The organism is Oceaniferula marina (assembly GCF_013391475.1).
Classification (GTDB): Bacteria; Verrucomicrobiota; Verrucomicrobiia; order Verrucomicrobiales; family Akkermansiaceae; genus Oceaniferula; species Oceaniferula marina.
The window spans coordinates 753,387-769,711 of the sequence record NZ_JACBAZ010000002.1 but is presented as its reverse complement, the minus strand read 5'-3'; the positions used below and the strand labels follow the sequence as shown (position 1 = coordinate 769,711).

The window sequence follows — 16,325 nt, the reverse complement described above, 5'->3', positions numbered from 1 at the left end:
CCCATCTGACCTATCCAACCTATTAGCCCTACCTTTCAGCTAACAACATGCTCAGTTTCTCCACATGCTGGAACAACGCCCGTCACACCGAGGGCGAAACCATGATCGATGAAATCCTCGACCTTGGATTCGACACCATGGAGCTGAGCCATGGTATGACGATCACCAAACTTCCGGGGATTCGCAAAGCCTATCAGGAGGGCAAGTTCCGCTGCTCCGGCGTTCACAACTACTTCCCTTCACCCGTCGAAGTCATGATCGACGCCCCGGACGCCTACGAGTTCACCTCCCACCGCGAGTACGACCGCCAACGCGCAATGGAAATGAGCCTGCGCACGCTCGAACTCGCCGCCGAATTCAATGCTCACTATGTCGTGATGCACATGGGCTCCGTGCCCATGCCGAGTAAAAAATGGACCAAACCGCTGACCCGCATGGTCAAAGAAGGACGCCAACTCGACCCTGCCTACGCCAAGGCCAAACTCAAGTTTGTCCAAAAGAGAGAGAAAATAGCACCTCTCTACTATCGCCGCGCAATTGATGCCTTGGAGCAACTTGCTGAAAAGGCAGCCGAACTCAAAGTCCCCCTCGCCGTTGAGTCACGCTCCCGCTTCGAAGACGTCCCCAGCGAGTCCGAAATGGTTCTCCTCCAGGAACACTTCAAAGACAACCCGTGGGTTGGCTACTGGCACGACTTCGGACACGTCCAACTCAAGCACAACCTCGGCCTGCTCAATCACGAACAATGGCTCGAAAAAATGGCCCCCTATCTCATTGGTTGCCACGTCCACGATGTCTATTGGCCCGAGCGTGACCACCGGGTGCCTCTCACCGGTGAAATCGATTTTAAATCACTACTCAAACACATCAGTCCGGAAAAACCCTTCGTCTGGGAACTCAGCCCGACCCGCAAAAGTGAACAAATCAAAGAAGCTCTGGAAGTCTGGAAACTCGCCTACCCCGAAACGCTGAAAGTCTAACACCATTAACCAGCCTCGCCCATCCAGCTCAGCTTCGACACCGCGGCTATAAAAAACTCTTGATTTTCAGCAAGCCTCGGCTTGATTGTTTCTCTATGAAAAAATTACTGGCTAGCTTGGTCATCGCGATGCTGGCGGGGCTCCTTCCGAGCTCTTGCTCAAGCAATGATTATGAAAAACGGACCTATGGCGGGGTTCACTACTACTACCACCACGGCTACTGGTACCACCGTCACTGGTATGGCTACCGCCCCTGTGACCCACCCGAACACCCGGACCGGCCTGACCGCCCACCCAAACCGGAACATCCAATCGAAAAACCCGGCAAACCGGACAGGCCAAGCACCCAACCGGTTAAACAACCGCGTGATACCTTCCCCAGCACTCGCCCTAGCACCCGTCCCAGCACGCCGAGCTACCGCCCGGCTCCCAGGCCCATGCCCCGACCCAGTGTTCGCCCCGCACGGATGCGCTAATCCACGCGCAACCCCAACCAGCACAACATCTCCCGATCCGCACACTTAGCGCAATAAGTTTGCCTCCCCCCGTGATCGGGCATCTTCCGGACTAAGCACTACCCGCCGATCTTCCAACATCATGCGGGGGATCTGTTGGATCTTAACCTTTTCGGCCACCCACGCCCGCCCCACAGCATTGTTGTTATAATCCATCAATCGCTCATCATGGGTATTGCCTGGTTTACTTTCCTGGGCATCCGTCACCAGCTTGGCAAACTCAGCACCAAAGGTCTGGGTAAGCATATAGCTCCACGAGAGGTGCCGCAACGCGTCCTGCTTCCATTCATCTCCATGATGAAACGAGACGGATATTTGTTTGGCCTTAACCGTCAATGAGGCAATCAGCGGAACCCTCAACGGATACAAAGAAACCACTTTGACTTGCTCTTCAGCCAAGCCAAGGCCCATCCGTTGCGACAATGCTCTGATATCTTCCTTACTGAATCGCAAACGAAATGCCTCACCGTCCCGCTCAGTAAACATCCGGGCCGGGTAAGTGGAGCCTCCCAATTTGATCTGCACCACTCCGCCAAATTCAAACGCTCCGGTCGCAATGTTATCATCAAACAAATCCTTCACATTGGCTAACAAATCGTGAAACGCCTGCCGGGGAGCCAAGAATGGGACATCACCCAAAACAAGCTGTCCGTCGTCAAATCGATCAAAGGGCATCCGCTCGGGCCGGTCGGAGCTGTGGAAATTCACCTCAAAATCCTCCATCGCGATCCGCCCCTTCATCGCAAACAAATCCGTCAATGTAAGCTGGAGGGTTTCACACTCGAATGATGAAGGCAACACATGCCTGTCAGTGGGTTTTAAATCGAAATCGAGAGATAACTCACGAATGCTGATACCGTTCAACCAGGGAGAAACCCTGACCGTCCGGTAATGAACCTCACCCATGACTACACCCGAACGCTTTGCCTTTTCCTGAATTCTCGGCACCATGCCAGCCACCACAGCACGCGCGGCCAAGCTGGCAATACACCAAACCAGAACCCAGACCAACAACACCAGCAAGAGCAAGCGGCGACAGCGGCGAATCGCATTGGATTTCAATAGTCTCATCATGTGACCCGCCCAGCTAAACACGCCCAACCAAGATCCACACGCGTTTTTTTTGCCATCCCAGCATCCTCATCATCTCTCAATCAACATGCACAGCTTGCTATGCCAACCTTGCCACTTGACGAAATAGAGTTCCATTCCCATTTTGCAGCCATGAACGTTCTCGTCGTCGGAGGCGCAGGCTACATTGGCAGCCACTGCGTCAGACAACTCCAAGCTGCCGGTCACACCCCCTTTGTTCTCGACAACCTCGTCTACGGTCACCGTGCGGCGGTCGCAGATGACATCCCCTTTTTCGACGAAGACCTTGGCAACCGTCAAGCGGTCGCCAAGATACTCGAAGACAACAACATCGACGTCGTGATGCACTTCGCCGCTTTCATCAACGTCGGCGAGTCGGTCCACGCTCCGTTGAAATACTACGAAAACAATGTCGGCAACACCATTCAACTCCTGCTTGCCATGTCCGACGCCGGAGTGAAAAAATTTGTCTTTTCCTCGACCTGCGCCACCTACGGCGAGCCCGATACGTTGCCACTGGTCGAAGACCTTCCCCAGGCACCCATCAACCCATACGGAGCCACCAAACTACACGTCGAACACATCCTCCAGGACCTCGCCCGATCCGGTGAGATTTCATCGGCCGTGTTCCGCTACTTCAACGCCTCGGGTGCTGCAGCCGACGGCTCCATCGGTGAAGACCACTTCCCGGAAACCCACCTGATCCCTCTCGCCATCTTTGCGGCCACCGGCCAGCGCCCGGCCCTCAAGATCTTTGGCACCGATTACCCGACACCCGACGGCACCTGCCTGCGCGACTACATCCACGTCGACGACCTCTCCCGTGCCCATATCGCAGTCTTCGACCAACTCGAAGAGCCCAACACCTTTGTCCACTACAACCTCGGCACCGGTAAACCCACGTCCGTCAGGGAAATCCTGGACGCCGTAGAAAAAGTTACCGGCCTGCCAGTTCCTGCCGAAGAGGCCCCACGCCGCGAAGGCGACCCACCGTCCCTCTACGCCGACAACACCAAGGCGCGGAAAGAACTCGGCTGGGAACCGGAGCACATGGACGTCGAGTCCCTGATCGCCACCGCCTGGAAATGGCACCAAAGCCACCCTGAAGGCTACGGCGACCCAAAGGGCTAAGGGCTACACCCCACACACATCCTTCTCAAAAAAAGCGGAGCCGGTAACGGTTCCGCTTTTTCTTTATCATAGGCCCATTGTTTTACTATACCATCAAAAATCTGTTGCACGAAAATCGCCATCGAAAACCTTTAGCAGAAAGAGCTAAGTCCTTATTTTGACGCCAATGTTGCGTTGTTATTACCATGCCGAAAAATTTGCCCCCCCTCAGGCCATCTGGCTATCGACGCCAGCCCCGATCTAAGCTATAGATTCTCCTAATGAGCGCCAGCAACCACTCCCAGCTTCACTACTGTCAGGATTATTTTGCCTACTCCCGCCGCAAGACCCGCGAGATCATCGTAGGAAACGTCGGCATTGGTGGAGACAACCCGATCCGGGTGCAGTCGATGATCACGGCCGACACCCGCGACACTGAAGCCTGTGTCCAACAAATTCTCGAGCTCGCGAATGCCGGCTGCGAAATCGCCCGCGTCACCGCTCAGACGAAAAAATACGCGGAAAATCTGGAAAATATCCGAGACGGCGTGCGCGCCGCCGGATGTGACATCCCCCTCGTCGCCGATATCCATTTCAAACCCGATGCTGCCTTCGAGGCGGCCAAATGGGTCGAAAAAATCCGCGTCAACCCAGGAAATTACGCCGATAAAAAGAAATTCGAAATCAGGGAGTATAGTGACGAACAATACGCCGAAGAGCTCAAACGCATCCGTGAGGATTTCGCCCCACTGGTCGAACTTTGCAAAGAGCTGGGACGCGCCATGCGGATTGGCACCAACCACGGCTCGCTCTCCGACCGTATCATGAACCGCTACGGCGACACTCCGCTGGGCATGGTGGAAAGCGCGCTCGAATTTGCCCGGATTGCCCGCGAACTCGGCTACCACAATTTCTGTTTTTCGATGAAGGCCTCCAACCCGAAGGTCATGATCGAAGCCTACCGACTGCTTGTCGCCCGCCTCGATCAAGAAGGCCCCGACTGGAATTACCCGATCCACCTCGGGGTGACTGAAGCTGGTGACGGCGAAGACGGCAGGATCAAATCCGCCATCGGGATCGGATCCCTGCTGGCAGACGGAGTCGGCGACACGATCCGCGTCTCTCTCACCGAAGATGCCGTCCACGAAATCCCAGTCGCACGAGCCATCGTGGCAAGCATCCAAAATTCTCATCTACCACACGATCCGACTGGCTCCCAGCGAGGAACGCTCAGCTACGACCCCTTCAGCTACGCCCGCCGAAAAAGCCATGAAATTGAAATCAACGGTCACAAGTTAGGCGGCGACCATACGATCCGCGTGTTTACCTCTCGCGAAAAGTGGGACAGCCTCGGAGACAAGGTTGACCAACTTGGCGACTTCAATCCTGAAGCTGTCGTGGAGGACTCAGCCATCATCTCTGTTGATCCTTATGACACCGATGCCGTCATGGCGATCAATGCCGTCGAAACGCCGCAGCTGGTCACCGTCGCTGACGGAGCTCACGACGCAGCGGACATCCACGCCTTCCGCTTACTCGCGAACAAATTGGCAGCGCATCACCCCATCTTACTGAAGGACATTCTCACTCCAGCAACGGAGGCGTCTGAGGACAAACTCCCCGCCCTACTCACCGCGTCCCGTAACATTGGCTCACTACTCTGTGACGGCATCGGCGATGCCATTCTGATCCAAGGTGAACAAGACGCCGAACAAAGCCTGCGCCTCGGCTACAACATCCTGCAAGCTGCGGGGTCCCGGATTTTTAAAACCGACTACGTCGCCTGCCCATCCTGCGGACGCACTCTGTTCAACCTTCAAGAGACCACCCAGAAAGTCCGAGCTGCCACCGGTCACCTCAAAGGTGTGCGGATCGCCATCATGGGTTGCATCGTCAATGGCCCCGGCGAAATGGCGGACGCCGATTTTGGTTATGTCGGAGGTGCTCCAGGGAAGATCAACCTCTACGTCGGCAAACAAGCAGTGAAATTCAATATTCCGGAAGCTGAAGCCGTCGAACGCCTGGTCGATCTGATCCGGGAACATGACAAGTGGATCGACGCTCCATCAGGATAGAAGCCAACCAATAAGCATTGTCTACCCATGAAATTCACGCACATCACTCTCGCCCTTCTGGTCACGCTGGGCGCCATCTCTTGCGAACAAAAGAAAGAGGAAACTCAGCGCTCCATCCAGGAAAAAGCCAAACGCTCCTCAAGCAAGCAACCCGAAGCCCGCCCCGAAACCGGCATCCCCGCGGACAAAGCCGCTCGACGTGTAGGAACTCAAAACGACCAGAGAGCCCAAAAATCCCGTGAGCTTCTCGATCAAACCAGGTAACGATGACCCTGATTGATCGACTTCTCAGAGCCAGCTCTCCAGGTCGATCGATCGCATGGTCGGGACGCCTGCTGGCACTTGCCATTGGCTTGCTTTTTGGTGGTGCTGGGCTCGCCATCCTCTGGTCCACCGGACTGGGGCCCATCCTCAAAGTCCAAGCCGCCCAGTCATGGATAGCAGCCGAAGGAACCATCATCGACTCCGGCGTTGACTCGGATGATGAGGGAGGAAAAAATCTCACGATCCGCTACCGCTATCAGGTCAATGGCAAGACCTACGAAAGTGACCAATACAACCCCACCGAAACAAGCCGGAACTTTGCCACCGAATCTCTTGAACAAGCAAAAGAGGCCCACCCGGTCGGCACCGCAGTCACCGTTTGGGTCAACCCGGACGATCACCAAGAAGCTATCATCGACCGCAGCGTCCAGCCCATTGCCTGGATGAGCTTTTTCTTTCCCCTCCCCTTCCTTACCGCCGGAATCTGCGGCATCGGCTGGGCCGTTCTTGGTGGGTATCTTGGCAAAAGAAGTCTGCAGCTCAGAGAACACGCAGCCCGTCGAGCGGACAAAGCAGGCTGCCATCACTTGGCAAACCGCCTTCGAGATCCGAGCGACGACGATAATGAATCCATCCTCTTCCTCGATGGAGATGACCGTCTCGCTGGAGCTGGTTCGCTGGCACTCTGTTGTTTTGTCAACGGCATTGTCGGAACCTTCGTCTTGGTCATGATCCTGATGTTTCTCTCAGGTGAAGGCATGGCGATTTTCCTATTTTTCTTTCTCCTTCCATTTGAGTGGATCGGCATTGGCATCCTCATCAACACCCTACGCCTTCTCACCGGGCCAAGAGCACCGGATTATTTGATCATCGCCAAGCCGGCCCAACCACAAGCAGGCCCAATGACCATCAACATTCAGTGGCTCTTCCTCGGACGCTCCAACAAAGTGAGCCGCTACCGGGAACTGGAACTCACGGTCACCCGGGGTGACGTCCACCATGCATACGCTTGGTTCAAAAAGAAAAAGCAAACCAGACAAGTCCAAGCGGCAAAGGAGACGATCTCAATAGCCAACAGTCCCAAATCGCTATCGGGTGAACATAGCTTCCACATCCCCGCCGATTCCAAAAACAACAAATGGGGAAACTATCAAGGAACCACCAGCCTGATGATTCGCTGGAAAGCCCGTGGCGAGAAACAACGACTTCAAGAGTTCATACTCGGACAAACTGAAAACGATTGAATACAGACTCTCACGCATGTGACAAAAAAGGACGGAGCGTGAGGTATACTAGGGGTATGCAGCCTCACTTCAGAATATTCATCCCGGCGGCTTTCACTTTCTTATTGTCTGGCACTCTCCAGGCGGAAGAAACAAGGAAGTCTGCGAAGCCGCAAACCGGCAAACCAGTCCGTTACAGCGATTTTGGAGCCAAAGGCGACGGCAAGACCGATGATATGGAGGCGATCGCCAAGGCTCACGCATACGCCAATCAACACGGCTTGAAAGTCATCGCGGACCCAGGGCGCAGCTATTACATCGGAGGAACAAACAACACCGCGGTGATTCAGACAGATACCGATTTCAACACAGCCAGCTTCATCATCGACGACACCGCATTAAAGAATCACAGGGCCAGTATCTTCACGGTGAGCTCAAAGCACCGACCGATTCCCTTGAAGGGTATGGCTTCGCTCAACAAAGGCCAAACCAAGATCGACGTATCCCTGCCAAGCAACTGCCTCGTTGAAGTCACCAACTCACACAAAAAACACTACATCCGATACGGTGCAAACCAGAACAAGGGGGCCTCTCAAACCGATATTTTTCTTGTGGACCGGCACGGCAAGGTTGATGCACGCACCCCCATCTTGTGGGACTTCAAAACAATCACACAGGCCAAGGCCCTCCCAATCGACCTGAAACCATTGCAGATCACCGGGGGCACATTCACCACCCTCGCCAACCGCGCTGAATCGAAATACAGCTACCACAACCGAGGCATCAGCATCAGACGATCCAATGTCATTGTCAGCAGCATCAAGCACATCATCCAAGGCGAAGGTGAGCATGGAGCTCCCTATCATGGGTTCATCAACCTCTCTAACTGCGCCGATGTAAAAGTGAAAAACTCTCAATTCTCAGGTCACAAAACCTACCGGACCATCGGCTCGGCAGGGCGCCCGGTCAGCATGGGCAGCTACGATCTCAGCATCAGCAAGGCGGTGAATATTTCCTTTATTCATTGTCGCCAAATCAATGACATCCATGATCGCAGCCGATGGGGCATCATGGCGTCCAATTATTGCAAAAACCTGATCTACGACCACTGCGAACTCTCACGTTTTGATGCCCACAAGGGAGTGCATAATGCCATGATCCTCAACTCCATCATTGGCCATGCCGGAATCAACGCGATTGGCCACGGCAAACTGATCCTTGAAAACACAACCGTCGTTGGGAGGCAAAATTTAGTCAATCTCCGGAGCGATTACGGCAGCACTTGGGACGGTGAATTCATTATCCGCAATTGTAAACTGATCCCAGCTGGAAGTGTACGTAGCATCTCACTCATCACCGGGCATTATTCCGGACAACACGACTTCGGCTACACCTGCCATATGCCACGAAAAATCAGCATCGATGGCTTGCGTATTGAAGATGCCAAACACCACAAAAGCTACCCAGGGCCAGCACTATTTTCGAATATCAACCCCCGCTACACAAGTGCCGACTACATCGAGAAATTCCCTTATATCAAAACCAAGGAAGTCACCCTCAAGAACGTCACAACGGCAAGCGGCAAACCCGTCAGAGTCAGTGACAACCGGTTTATGTTCAACCAGGTCAAGGTAAAGCGCTAAATGCACTCACCCGATCAAGCGCTACGCTCGGGCCTACTCCCGCTGAGTTTTTCCATCAATACAATCGCACCGACACCCACCATCAGTATGCCAAGAGCTCCCCAGGTGCTACCTTGGGCAAAATCCGGCAACTCACGATGCCAGGCAATAATCTTCACTTTGCCATTCACCGTGACGGACTCCGCTACCGACTTCCAAGGCCAGATGATCACCAAAGACCCGGCAACAAATCCAGTAATCAAAGAGACGGCTGTATCGTGGTAACGTTTGAACAACCAACTCAGAATGTGAGATAAAACAACCAGACCTAACAAAGCACCCAAACCAACAGGAATCAAAATGGGTAGCGACTCAGCAAAATTCAACTGGCGAAGATCGTTTACCGCCTTGATCATAATCAACTGATAGTTCCCCATCAACAAAAGGATAAACGATCCGGAAATGCCGGGGATAATCATGCTGCACATACTCGCCACCCCGCAGACTAACAAATACACCAGATTCGTATTTTCACCGGCCGGGCTCATAAACGCAAGAGCAACCGCAATGGCCAAACCGACAAGCAAGGCCACCGCTTCACTGACCCGCCAGCGGTTCACCATTTTTCCGACTGAAAAAATCGATGCAAAAATAATGCCAAAGAAAAAAGCTCCGACCAAGACCGGGTAGTCGGCAAAGGCCCACTTCAACACTTTGGCCAAAGTGAACACGCTGAACAAAACGCCACACCCCAGCGCCATCAAAAACCCCAAATCCACGTGGGAAGCAAAACCTTTGATATCGAGTTGAAACAACATCCGAACGGCCTTCAAATCAAAAGCCTTTAGGGCATCGATCAACCGTTCATATATCCCGGTGATAAATGCCACCGTGCCCCCCGAAACACCGGGAATGACATTGGCCGCCCCCATGGCAAAACCTTTGAGGAAGATAAAGAGGTATTCCATGAGAGTTCGTTGAATTTCAATGTAAGACAAGTTTTTTAACTTGTCGGCAAGGCTTAGTACCTTGGCAAGCTTAGGCTGATCATTGCTCAGTTTGCCGACAGGTTGGAAACCTGTCCTACTTTCGAAACATTACATCTCCAGCATCAGGCGGCTTGGATTCTCCAAGCAATCCTTGATACGGATCAGGAATGTAACGGCCTCCTTACCATCGACCAAGCGGTGGTCGTAGCTCAGAGCAAGATACATCATCGGACGAATCACCACCTCACCATTCACCGCAACCGGACGCTGCTGGATGGTATGCATCCCAAGAATACCACTCTGTGGCGGATTCAGGATCGGAGTGCTGAGCAAAGATCCGTAAACGCCTCCGTTGGAAATCGTAAAGACGCCACCTTGAAGGTCCGAGAGCTCCATCGAGCCATCGTTCGCCTTGCCGGCATAATCGAGAATATCTTGTTCAACCTCAGCAAAGCCTTTCTTTTCACAGTCGCGCAGGACAGGAACAACCAGGCCTTTTTCGGTTCCGATCGCTACCCCGATATCGTAGAAATGGTTTTCAATGATATCGTTGCCTTCAATCCGACCATTAACCGCGGGAACATCCTTCAAAGCCTGAACCACAGCCTTCACAAAAAACGACATAAAGCCGAGCTTGCATCCGTGTTTGGCCACAAAGTCATTCTGGACCTCCTTGCGCAGCTCCATAATTGCGGTCATGTCCACCTCGTTGAATGTGGTAAGAATCGCAGCTGTCTGCTGGGCACTCACCAGGTGGGTTGAAATCTTCCGGCGCAACATACTCATCTTACGTCGTGTGGTCCGCCCATCGTCTTCGACTTGGGCTTGGCCACTGCGCTCAGACGTCGATGGCGTAACGGAGGCATCAGGCCGGATGGACGCTGCCGGTGTGGGGGACGGGCTCGCGGCAGGCCGTGGCGTTGCCGTGACGGTTTTGGCCGGTGAAGCGGCTGGCTTACTCGCCGCAGTTGGTGCAGCACTCACTGCTGGAGCCGCTGCAGGCGTTGCGGGCTTCGATGCTGCAGAGGAAGTGGCTCCCACGGTCAACGACGCAATAATGGTTCCGATGCCGACTTCTTCTCCTACTGGGACGATGATATTCAACACGCCATCCTCATCAGCCAGCAAATCGTTGGACACCTTGTCGGTTTCAAGCGTCACCAAGACGTCACCTTTCGTCACCTGGGCACCATTCTCGACATGCCAATGGCCAACATTGGCGGAGGTAATCGACTCCCCGGCAGCGGGAACTTTGATATCGATCACCTTAGCATCACTGGAAGGAGCTGGTTCGGATGGTTCGGCAGGAGCGACCGGTGCTGCCGTGTCAGCTGCTGCATCAGGAGTTTCCGCACCTTCTTCGATGGATGCGACCACACTGCCGATCGATACCTCTTCCCCCTCAGGGACGAGGATTTTCAGCGTGCCTGAAACATCCGCTTCGAGGTCGTTCGACACTTTATCGGTTTCAATAGTGAGAACAATTTCACCTTTGGCAACGTGCTCGCCATCTTGCTTATGCCAGCGTGCGACATTGGCGGTGGTAATGGATTCTCCAACGTTAGGAATTTTGACTTCGGTAGCCATGGGGTATGATAGTTAGTGGTAAAATAAGAAGAGGAAATCTATGGATTAAATATTGAACGCTTGCTCCAGCAGCTTTTTCTGCTCGCGAATATGCATCGCCTTGGAACCTGCCGCCGGGCTGGAGGAAGACTTCCGTCCCGCATACTTCAGCGTGATATCAAACAAGCCCTGAAGACGTGGCGTCATAAAGGAGCGAGCTCCCATGTTCCACGGCTCTTCCTGAGCCCAGACCCAATGCTTGACCTTCGGGTATTGGCTGGCCAGCAACTGCAACATCTCCGTGTTCAGCGGATACAGCTGCTCAACCCGGATGATCGCCGTGTTCGTAATGTCATGATCTTTCCGGTACTGCACCAAGTCGTAGAACACCTTGCCGGAACAGAAGACGATCCGGTCCACCTTGTTTGGCTTCTCAAATTCCACCACATCCGGAAGAATCTCCTGGAAGCATGAGCCCTCGGTAAAATCATCCACCGAAGAAACCGCTTCAGGACGTGAGAGCAGACTTTTCGGCGTCATCAAAATCAATGGCTTCCGCACCTCACGCACTTTCTGACGGCGCAGGGCGTGGAAATACTGCGCCGGTGTCGTCAGGTTGGCCACCTGGATGTTCTTTTCAGCACAAAGCTGGAGGAATCGCTCAAGTCGGGCACTCGAGTGCTCGGGTCCCATGCCTTCATATCCGTGCGGAAGCAACATGACAAAACTACTCGGAGTCTGCCACTTCGACTCCGCGGATGAAATAAACTGGTCAATGATCACCTGGGCACCATTGGCAAAATCGCCAAACTGACCTTCCCACATAATCAACATCTCGGGACATCCCAGCGAGTAACCATAGTCGAATCCAAGCACGGCGGCCTCGGACAACAAACTGTTATACACACAGAAACGCTCCTGATCCTCCGAAAGGTGCTTCAGCGGGAAGTACCGTTCACGCGTTTCGGAATCGTAAAACACACAGTGGCGATGACTGAAGGTGCCCCGGCGCACGTCCTGACCGGACAAACGAACCGGCGTTCCCTCCATCAACAAAGATCCCCATGCGAGGGACTCGGCAAAAGCCCAGTCGAAGTTGCTTCCAGAGGACAAAGCCTCTTTTCGGCGGGGAATAAAACGCTTCGCCAGCGTCGGGTGCAGATTGAACCCATCAGGGATCGTGGTCAACGACTTCCCGATGTGCTGCAAGCGCTCTTCACTGATACCGGTAGGCACCGGGTCATGACTGAATTTGGGCTGCGGCTCCGCGGTAGACCCTGTGAAAATCGTCCGGTCACCGGCGTCCATGTGTTTGACCATGCGCTCATACCCCTCATCCAGCTTGTCAGCGATGGCTTGCTGCACGGCATCCGCCTGCTCCTGGCTCAGGTCCCCATCCGCAACCAAGCGATCTTTGTAAAGGTCTCCCACCGGCTTGCGCGCATTAATCTTCTTATAGGTATGTGGCTGGGTAAAGGCCGCCTGATCCGCTTCGTTGTGACCTTGGCGACGGTAACAATACATGTCGATCACGATGTCCCGACCAAACTTCTGACGGAACTCAATCGCTGTCACGGCCGCCCACACCAATTCGGTGAGTTCCTCACCATTGACATGAATCACCGGAGCTTCAATCATTTTGGCGACGTCCGTCGCATAGTGAGAAGAACGGGCATCCTCGGGCATGGTGGTAAACCCGATCTGGTTGTTGACAATCAAGTGAATGGTTCCACCGGTTCGGTAACCGGGCAATTGGGAAAGGTTCAACACCTCCGCCACCGACCCCTGGCCCGCAAAGGCGGCATCACCGTGGAGCAAGACCGGCAGCACCTTCTTGCGATCAGTATGGGTTCCATCATCACCGATGATTCGCTGACGCGCACGGGCCTTGCCTTCCACCACGGCATTCACAGCCTCCAAATGGCTCGGGTTCGCCGCGAGGCTGACACGCACCTCACCGTCGTCGAGCTTACGCACCCCCTCGTATCCCAGGTGGTATTTTACATCCCCATCACCCGCAACCAAATCCGGTTCGTAGTTCGGGGTAAACTCATACAAAAGGGTCGTCAGTGACTTGTGCAGGAAATTGCGCAGCACGTTCAGGCGGCCACGGTGAGCCATTCCCATCTCGATTTCCTGAACCTCATGCGCGGGGCAATGTTGAAGAATGGTATTGAGCACCACGATGGCCGACTCACCACCTTCCAGCGAAAAACGTTTCTCCCCAAGGAACTTTTTGGCCAAGAAGGCTTCGAACATCTGAGCCTCAAGCAACCACTTCAGAACCGCCGCCTTATCAAGGCTCAGCTGCTCCTGCTCTTCGGGACGATTTTCAATCCGCAACCGCAACCAGTTGCGCACCTCCGAGTTATGAATATGCATGAACTCAAAACCAACAAATCCACAGTAGATCTCATTGAGCTCAACATAAAGTTCCCGCAAGGTCATTCTCTCGTTATTACGGAAAAAACGGGTCGAAATCAGGCGCTCCAGATCCTCCTCGTAAAGCCCGTGCTCTGCGAGCAGAAGATCCGGGTTCTCCTGTCCAGCCTGATCCAGTGGGTTCAAATGTGCCTGGGTGTGCCCCAGTGCACGGTAGGCATACACCAGCCCTACCACCTTGCCTCGGAAATTTAAAAACTCCTCGTCCAGTTCATCCACTGAAATAGGAGACTGATTGGCCGTATGTGCCGCAGGAGCCGGGGTCGTGGATACGGGCACCGATGCAGCTTCGTTTGCCGTTGTCGCCACACCGTTGGCACCATTGGCCTGAGCCTCTCCACGCTTTTTGAGCTGGGCCACGCCCAGTTCAAAACCTTCGAAAAAAGCGGCCCAGTCAGCATCAACCGACTGCGGTTCTTCACACCACCGGTCGTATTGTTGTTCAAGGAGTTCCGCATTAAAACGAGCAGATACCGAAGATTTCATAATGTGTGTGATTGGGGAATTATTCTGATTGCGGCATTTTCGTGCTTGGTGTGCGCCGAAACTTGAGTGTAATTACTGGCACGCCCACGTCGAGTCAACGCGCAAGGTGCCTTTTTGCGACATTTTTTCCAGTCCGGACACCCCCAGCAATCGACAAATCCAATTTGACTCATTATTTCATCCATGATCGAAGTCCAACAGCTCAGTAAACGATTCGGTCGCCACCAGGCGGTCAAAGACATCTCCTTCGACGTCAGCGCTGGCAACATCGTCGGGTTCCTCGGCCCCAATGGTGCCGGAAAAACCACCACCCTGCGCATGCTCACCGGCTATCTACCCGCCACCTCCGGCAGCGCCCGTGTCGCAGGCCACGACATCTTTCGGGAGTCGCTGCAGGCACGGCAAAAAATCGGTTACATGCCGGAAAATGTGCCACTTTACGATGAAATGCGTGTCCGTGAATACCTACGCTACCGCGCCCACCTGAAAGGCCTGCGCGGCAATCAGGCCCGCAGTTATATCGGTGAAGCTCTCGAACTCTGCGGACTCTCCCACGTCCGCCGAAAAATGATCAAAACCCTGTCAAAAGGCTACCGCCAACGGGTCGGCCTGGCAGACGCTCTGGTTCATAAACCCGAACTCCTGATCCTCGACGAACCAACCAACGGCCTGGACCCCAACCAAATCCGCTCCATCCGTAACCTGATCAAACAACTCGGAGAAAACCACACCATCATGCTCTCCACCCACATCCTGCATGAGGTGGAAATGACCTGCAACCACGTCATCATCGTCGATGAAGGTAAAATCAAGGCTACAGGCGCCCCGAACGACCTGATCCAAAAAATGCGGGCGGCAGGTAAGATCACCGTGGAACTCCACGCCGACGCCGAAACCACTTCAGCCGCTATCGCCCGACTCGATCACGTCAAAAAAGTCATCCAGGAAGATTCCCCTGATGAGTGGACCCGGTTCTCAGTCTATGTGGACTCGGGAACGGATAGCCGCGAGCGGATTGCCAATCTGGCAAGCCAGTATGGATGGCCCATCCGCACCCTGCATCGCCACCAGGCGACCCTGGAAGACGTCTTTGTCGAACTCACCCGCAAAGATTAATTATCGTTCAGGGTCAGAAGCCAACTTGAAATACCTCGGCATCGACGGAGGCGGCATTGAGCCGTAATACCACTCCGCAAAACAGACGAGACGATTGAAAGTTTTAAAGCTGTGAGGAAATGCACTTCGTGGTCTACCAGAGTTCCGGATAAATTTCTGTTCTGGCTGCGTTTCTCCTCAGTCATGGTGCCCGCACCATTCCATCGTCGCGCCTTGCCTAAACAGAAATTTATCTCGGCAATCGTCCCGTCTGTTTTGTTACTTGGTATAATTCCCGCCGAAGCCCGATACCGCAAGTCCAACACAGACCCTGAGGAATCCAACACCCTCCGATATCAGGCCCCGACGGGGAAATGGTCTGCTGTTACGCAGGTGACGGCAGAGCTGCAGGCCTTGAAGCGCTTCTCTCGGCGTCGTCCTCGGGAGTTACCGGTGTCGATTTGTCCGACTGACACCATTGGTTTGCCGCAGCCTTTCCGGCTGCTGCGCCCTTCGATACGCCGTCAGACACCACCTCCACAACGGACTTCGGAATAAATTCCTTAGCAAAAGCTCCGGCAAAAAATGCGCCATAGGCCAAGCCGTAAGTCACATCATAGACAGCATCCGCAATCACCCCTTTGACTTGGGGCGCTGCTTGCTTCGCTTTTGCCGTGGCATCTTCCCGCCCAGCATGAAATGCATTTCCGCAGGATTCAAAGTGCCGCTTCTCCTTTGTTTCATGCTGCTCTGCAGCTGATGGTTCAGGAGAGCTCTCGCAGCAAGTCTCCTGACGATTTGGTTCTGGTTCTGTTGTCATCATTTTATGGGGTTGTGAGTGTTCCTCAAGGGAGAAACGCTCATTG

At 54.0% G+C, this 16,325-nt stretch carries 13 protein-coding genes; 8 read left to right on the top strand and 5 right to left on the bottom strand.

Annotated elements, in window-relative coordinates; all coding sequences use genetic code 11:
* The first annotated feature begins 47 nt into the window (after positions 1-47).
* A complete protein-coding gene (locus HW115_RS07535; RefSeq protein ID WP_178931972.1) occupies positions 48-980 on the top strand; it encodes a sugar phosphate isomerase/epimerase family protein in 933 nt (310 codons plus the stop codon).
* A gap of 95 nt (positions 981-1,075) precedes the next feature.
* Complete coding sequence (locus tag HW115_RS07530; protein ID WP_178931971.1) at positions 1,076-1,456, top strand: hypothetical protein; 381 nt, start codon at positions 1,076-1,078, stop codon at positions 1,454-1,456.
* 45 nt (positions 1,457-1,501) lie between these two features.
* Here HW115_RS07530 and HW115_RS07525 read toward each other — a convergent pair whose 3' ends face one another.
* Positions 1,502-2,569, bottom strand: coding sequence for a DUF6973 domain-containing protein (locus HW115_RS07525; protein WP_178931970.1), 1,068 nt, complete (start codon positions 2,567-2,569; stop codon positions 1,502-1,504).
* Between the two features lie 150 nt (positions 2,570-2,719).
* On the opposite strand from HW115_RS07525, the gene galE reads away from it, so the two are divergent.
* The 5 genes from galE to HW115_RS07500 all read left to right on the top strand — a co-directional run bounded on the left by galE (position 2,720) and on the right by HW115_RS07500 (position 8,902).
* Entirely contained in the window at positions 2,720-3,718 is a 999-nt protein-coding gene (galE, locus tag HW115_RS07520) for a UDP-glucose 4-epimerase GalE (protein ID WP_178931969.1), read from the top strand.
* 260 nt (positions 3,719-3,978) lie between these two features.
* Positions 3,979-5,772 (top strand): (E)-4-hydroxy-3-methylbut-2-enyl-diphosphate synthase, encoded by a 1,794-nt coding sequence (gene ispG, locus HW115_RS07515; RefSeq protein WP_178931968.1) that lies wholly within the window; start codon positions 3,979-3,981, stop codon positions 5,770-5,772.
* A gap of 27 nt (positions 5,773-5,799) precedes the next feature.
* Positions 5,800-6,036, top strand: coding sequence for a hypothetical protein (locus tag HW115_RS07510; RefSeq protein ID WP_178931967.1), 237 nt, complete (start codon positions 5,800-5,802; stop codon positions 6,034-6,036).
* Positions 6,037-6,038: 2 nt separating this feature from the next.
* Positions 6,039-7,280, top strand: coding sequence for a DUF3592 domain-containing protein (locus HW115_RS07505; RefSeq protein WP_178931966.1), 1,242 nt, complete (start codon positions 6,039-6,041; stop codon positions 7,278-7,280).
* 56 nt (positions 7,281-7,336) lie between these two features.
* Positions 7,337-8,902, top strand: coding sequence for a hypothetical protein (locus HW115_RS07500; protein ID WP_178931965.1), 1,566 nt, complete (start codon positions 7,337-7,339; stop codon positions 8,900-8,902).
* Between the two features lie 14 nt (positions 8,903-8,916).
* On the opposite strand, the gene HW115_RS07495 is transcribed toward HW115_RS07500, so the two are convergent.
* The 3 genes from HW115_RS07495 to HW115_RS07485 form a co-directional block, all read right to left on the bottom strand.
* Positions 8,917-9,849 carry a DUF368 domain-containing protein gene (locus HW115_RS07495; RefSeq protein WP_227021337.1) on the bottom strand — a complete coding sequence of 311 codons (933 nt, stop codon included), beginning with the start codon at positions 9,847-9,849 and terminating at the stop codon, positions 8,917-8,919.
* 129 nt (positions 9,850-9,978) lie between these two features.
* On the bottom strand, positions 9,979-11,457 hold the full coding sequence (gene odhB / locus HW115_RS07490) for a 2-oxoglutarate dehydrogenase complex dihydrolipoyllysine-residue succinyltransferase (protein WP_178931964.1): 1,479 nt from the start codon (positions 11,455-11,457) through the stop codon (positions 9,979-9,981).
* Positions 11,458-11,502: 45 nt separating this feature from the next.
* Positions 11,503-14,364, bottom strand: coding sequence for a 2-oxoglutarate dehydrogenase E1 component (locus tag HW115_RS07485; RefSeq protein ID WP_178931963.1), 2,862 nt, complete (start codon positions 14,362-14,364; stop codon positions 11,503-11,505).
* Positions 14,365-14,547: 183 nt separating this feature from the next.
* Between HW115_RS07485 and HW115_RS07480 the strand changes: the two genes are divergently transcribed.
* Entirely contained in the window at positions 14,548-15,480 is a 933-nt protein-coding gene (locus HW115_RS07480) for an ABC transporter ATP-binding protein (protein ID WP_178931962.1), read from the top strand.
* A gap of 364 nt (positions 15,481-15,844) precedes the next feature.
* Here HW115_RS07480 and HW115_RS07475 read toward each other — a convergent pair whose 3' ends face one another.
* Positions 15,845-16,282 (bottom strand): hypothetical protein, encoded by a 438-nt coding sequence (locus tag HW115_RS07475; RefSeq protein ID WP_178931961.1) that lies wholly within the window; start codon positions 16,280-16,282, stop codon positions 15,845-15,847.
* Positions 16,283-16,325: the final 43 nt, after the last annotated feature.

What these genes read in the sequence shown, in the direction of transcription:
- HW115_RS07535 (WP_178931972.1), top strand. Translation starts at nt 48, where the DNA reads ATGCTCAGTTTCTCCACATGCTGGAACAACGCCCGTCACACCGAGGGC.
- HW115_RS07530 (WP_178931971.1), top strand. Translation starts at nt 1,076, where the DNA reads ATGAAAAAATTACTGGCTAGCTTGGTCATCGCGATGCTGGCGGGGCTC.
- HW115_RS07525 (WP_178931970.1), bottom strand. Translation starts at nt 2,569, where the DNA reads ATGATGAGACTATTGAAATCCAATGCGATTCGCCGCTGTCGCCGCTTG.
- galE (WP_178931969.1), top strand. Translation starts at nt 2,720, where the DNA reads ATGAACGTTCTCGTCGTCGGAGGCGCAGGCTACATTGGCAGCCACTGC.
- ispG (WP_178931968.1), top strand. Translation starts at nt 3,979, where the DNA reads ATGAGCGCCAGCAACCACTCCCAGCTTCACTACTGTCAGGATTATTTT.
- HW115_RS07510 (WP_178931967.1), top strand. Translation starts at nt 5,800, where the DNA reads ATGAAATTCACGCACATCACTCTCGCCCTTCTGGTCACGCTGGGCGCC.
- HW115_RS07505 (WP_178931966.1), top strand. Translation starts at nt 6,039, where the DNA reads ATGACCCTGATTGATCGACTTCTCAGAGCCAGCTCTCCAGGTCGATCG.
- HW115_RS07500 (WP_178931965.1), top strand. Translation starts at nt 7,337, where the DNA reads ATGCAGCCTCACTTCAGAATATTCATCCCGGCGGCTTTCACTTTCTTA.
- HW115_RS07495 (WP_227021337.1), bottom strand. Translation starts at nt 9,849, where the DNA reads ATGGAATACCTCTTTATCTTCCTCAAAGGTTTTGCCATGGGGGCGGCC.
- odhB (WP_178931964.1), bottom strand. Translation starts at nt 11,457, where the DNA reads ATGGCTACCGAAGTCAAAATTCCTAACGTTGGAGAATCCATTACCACC.
- HW115_RS07485 (WP_178931963.1), bottom strand. Translation starts at nt 14,364, where the DNA reads ATGAAATCTTCGGTATCTGCTCGTTTTAATGCGGAACTCCTTGAACAA.
- HW115_RS07480 (WP_178931962.1), top strand. Translation starts at nt 14,548, where the DNA reads ATGATCGAAGTCCAACAGCTCAGTAAACGATTCGGTCGCCACCAGGCG.
- HW115_RS07475 (WP_178931961.1), bottom strand. Translation starts at nt 16,282, where the DNA reads ATGATGACAACAGAACCAGAACCAAATCGTCAGGAGACTTGCTGCGAG.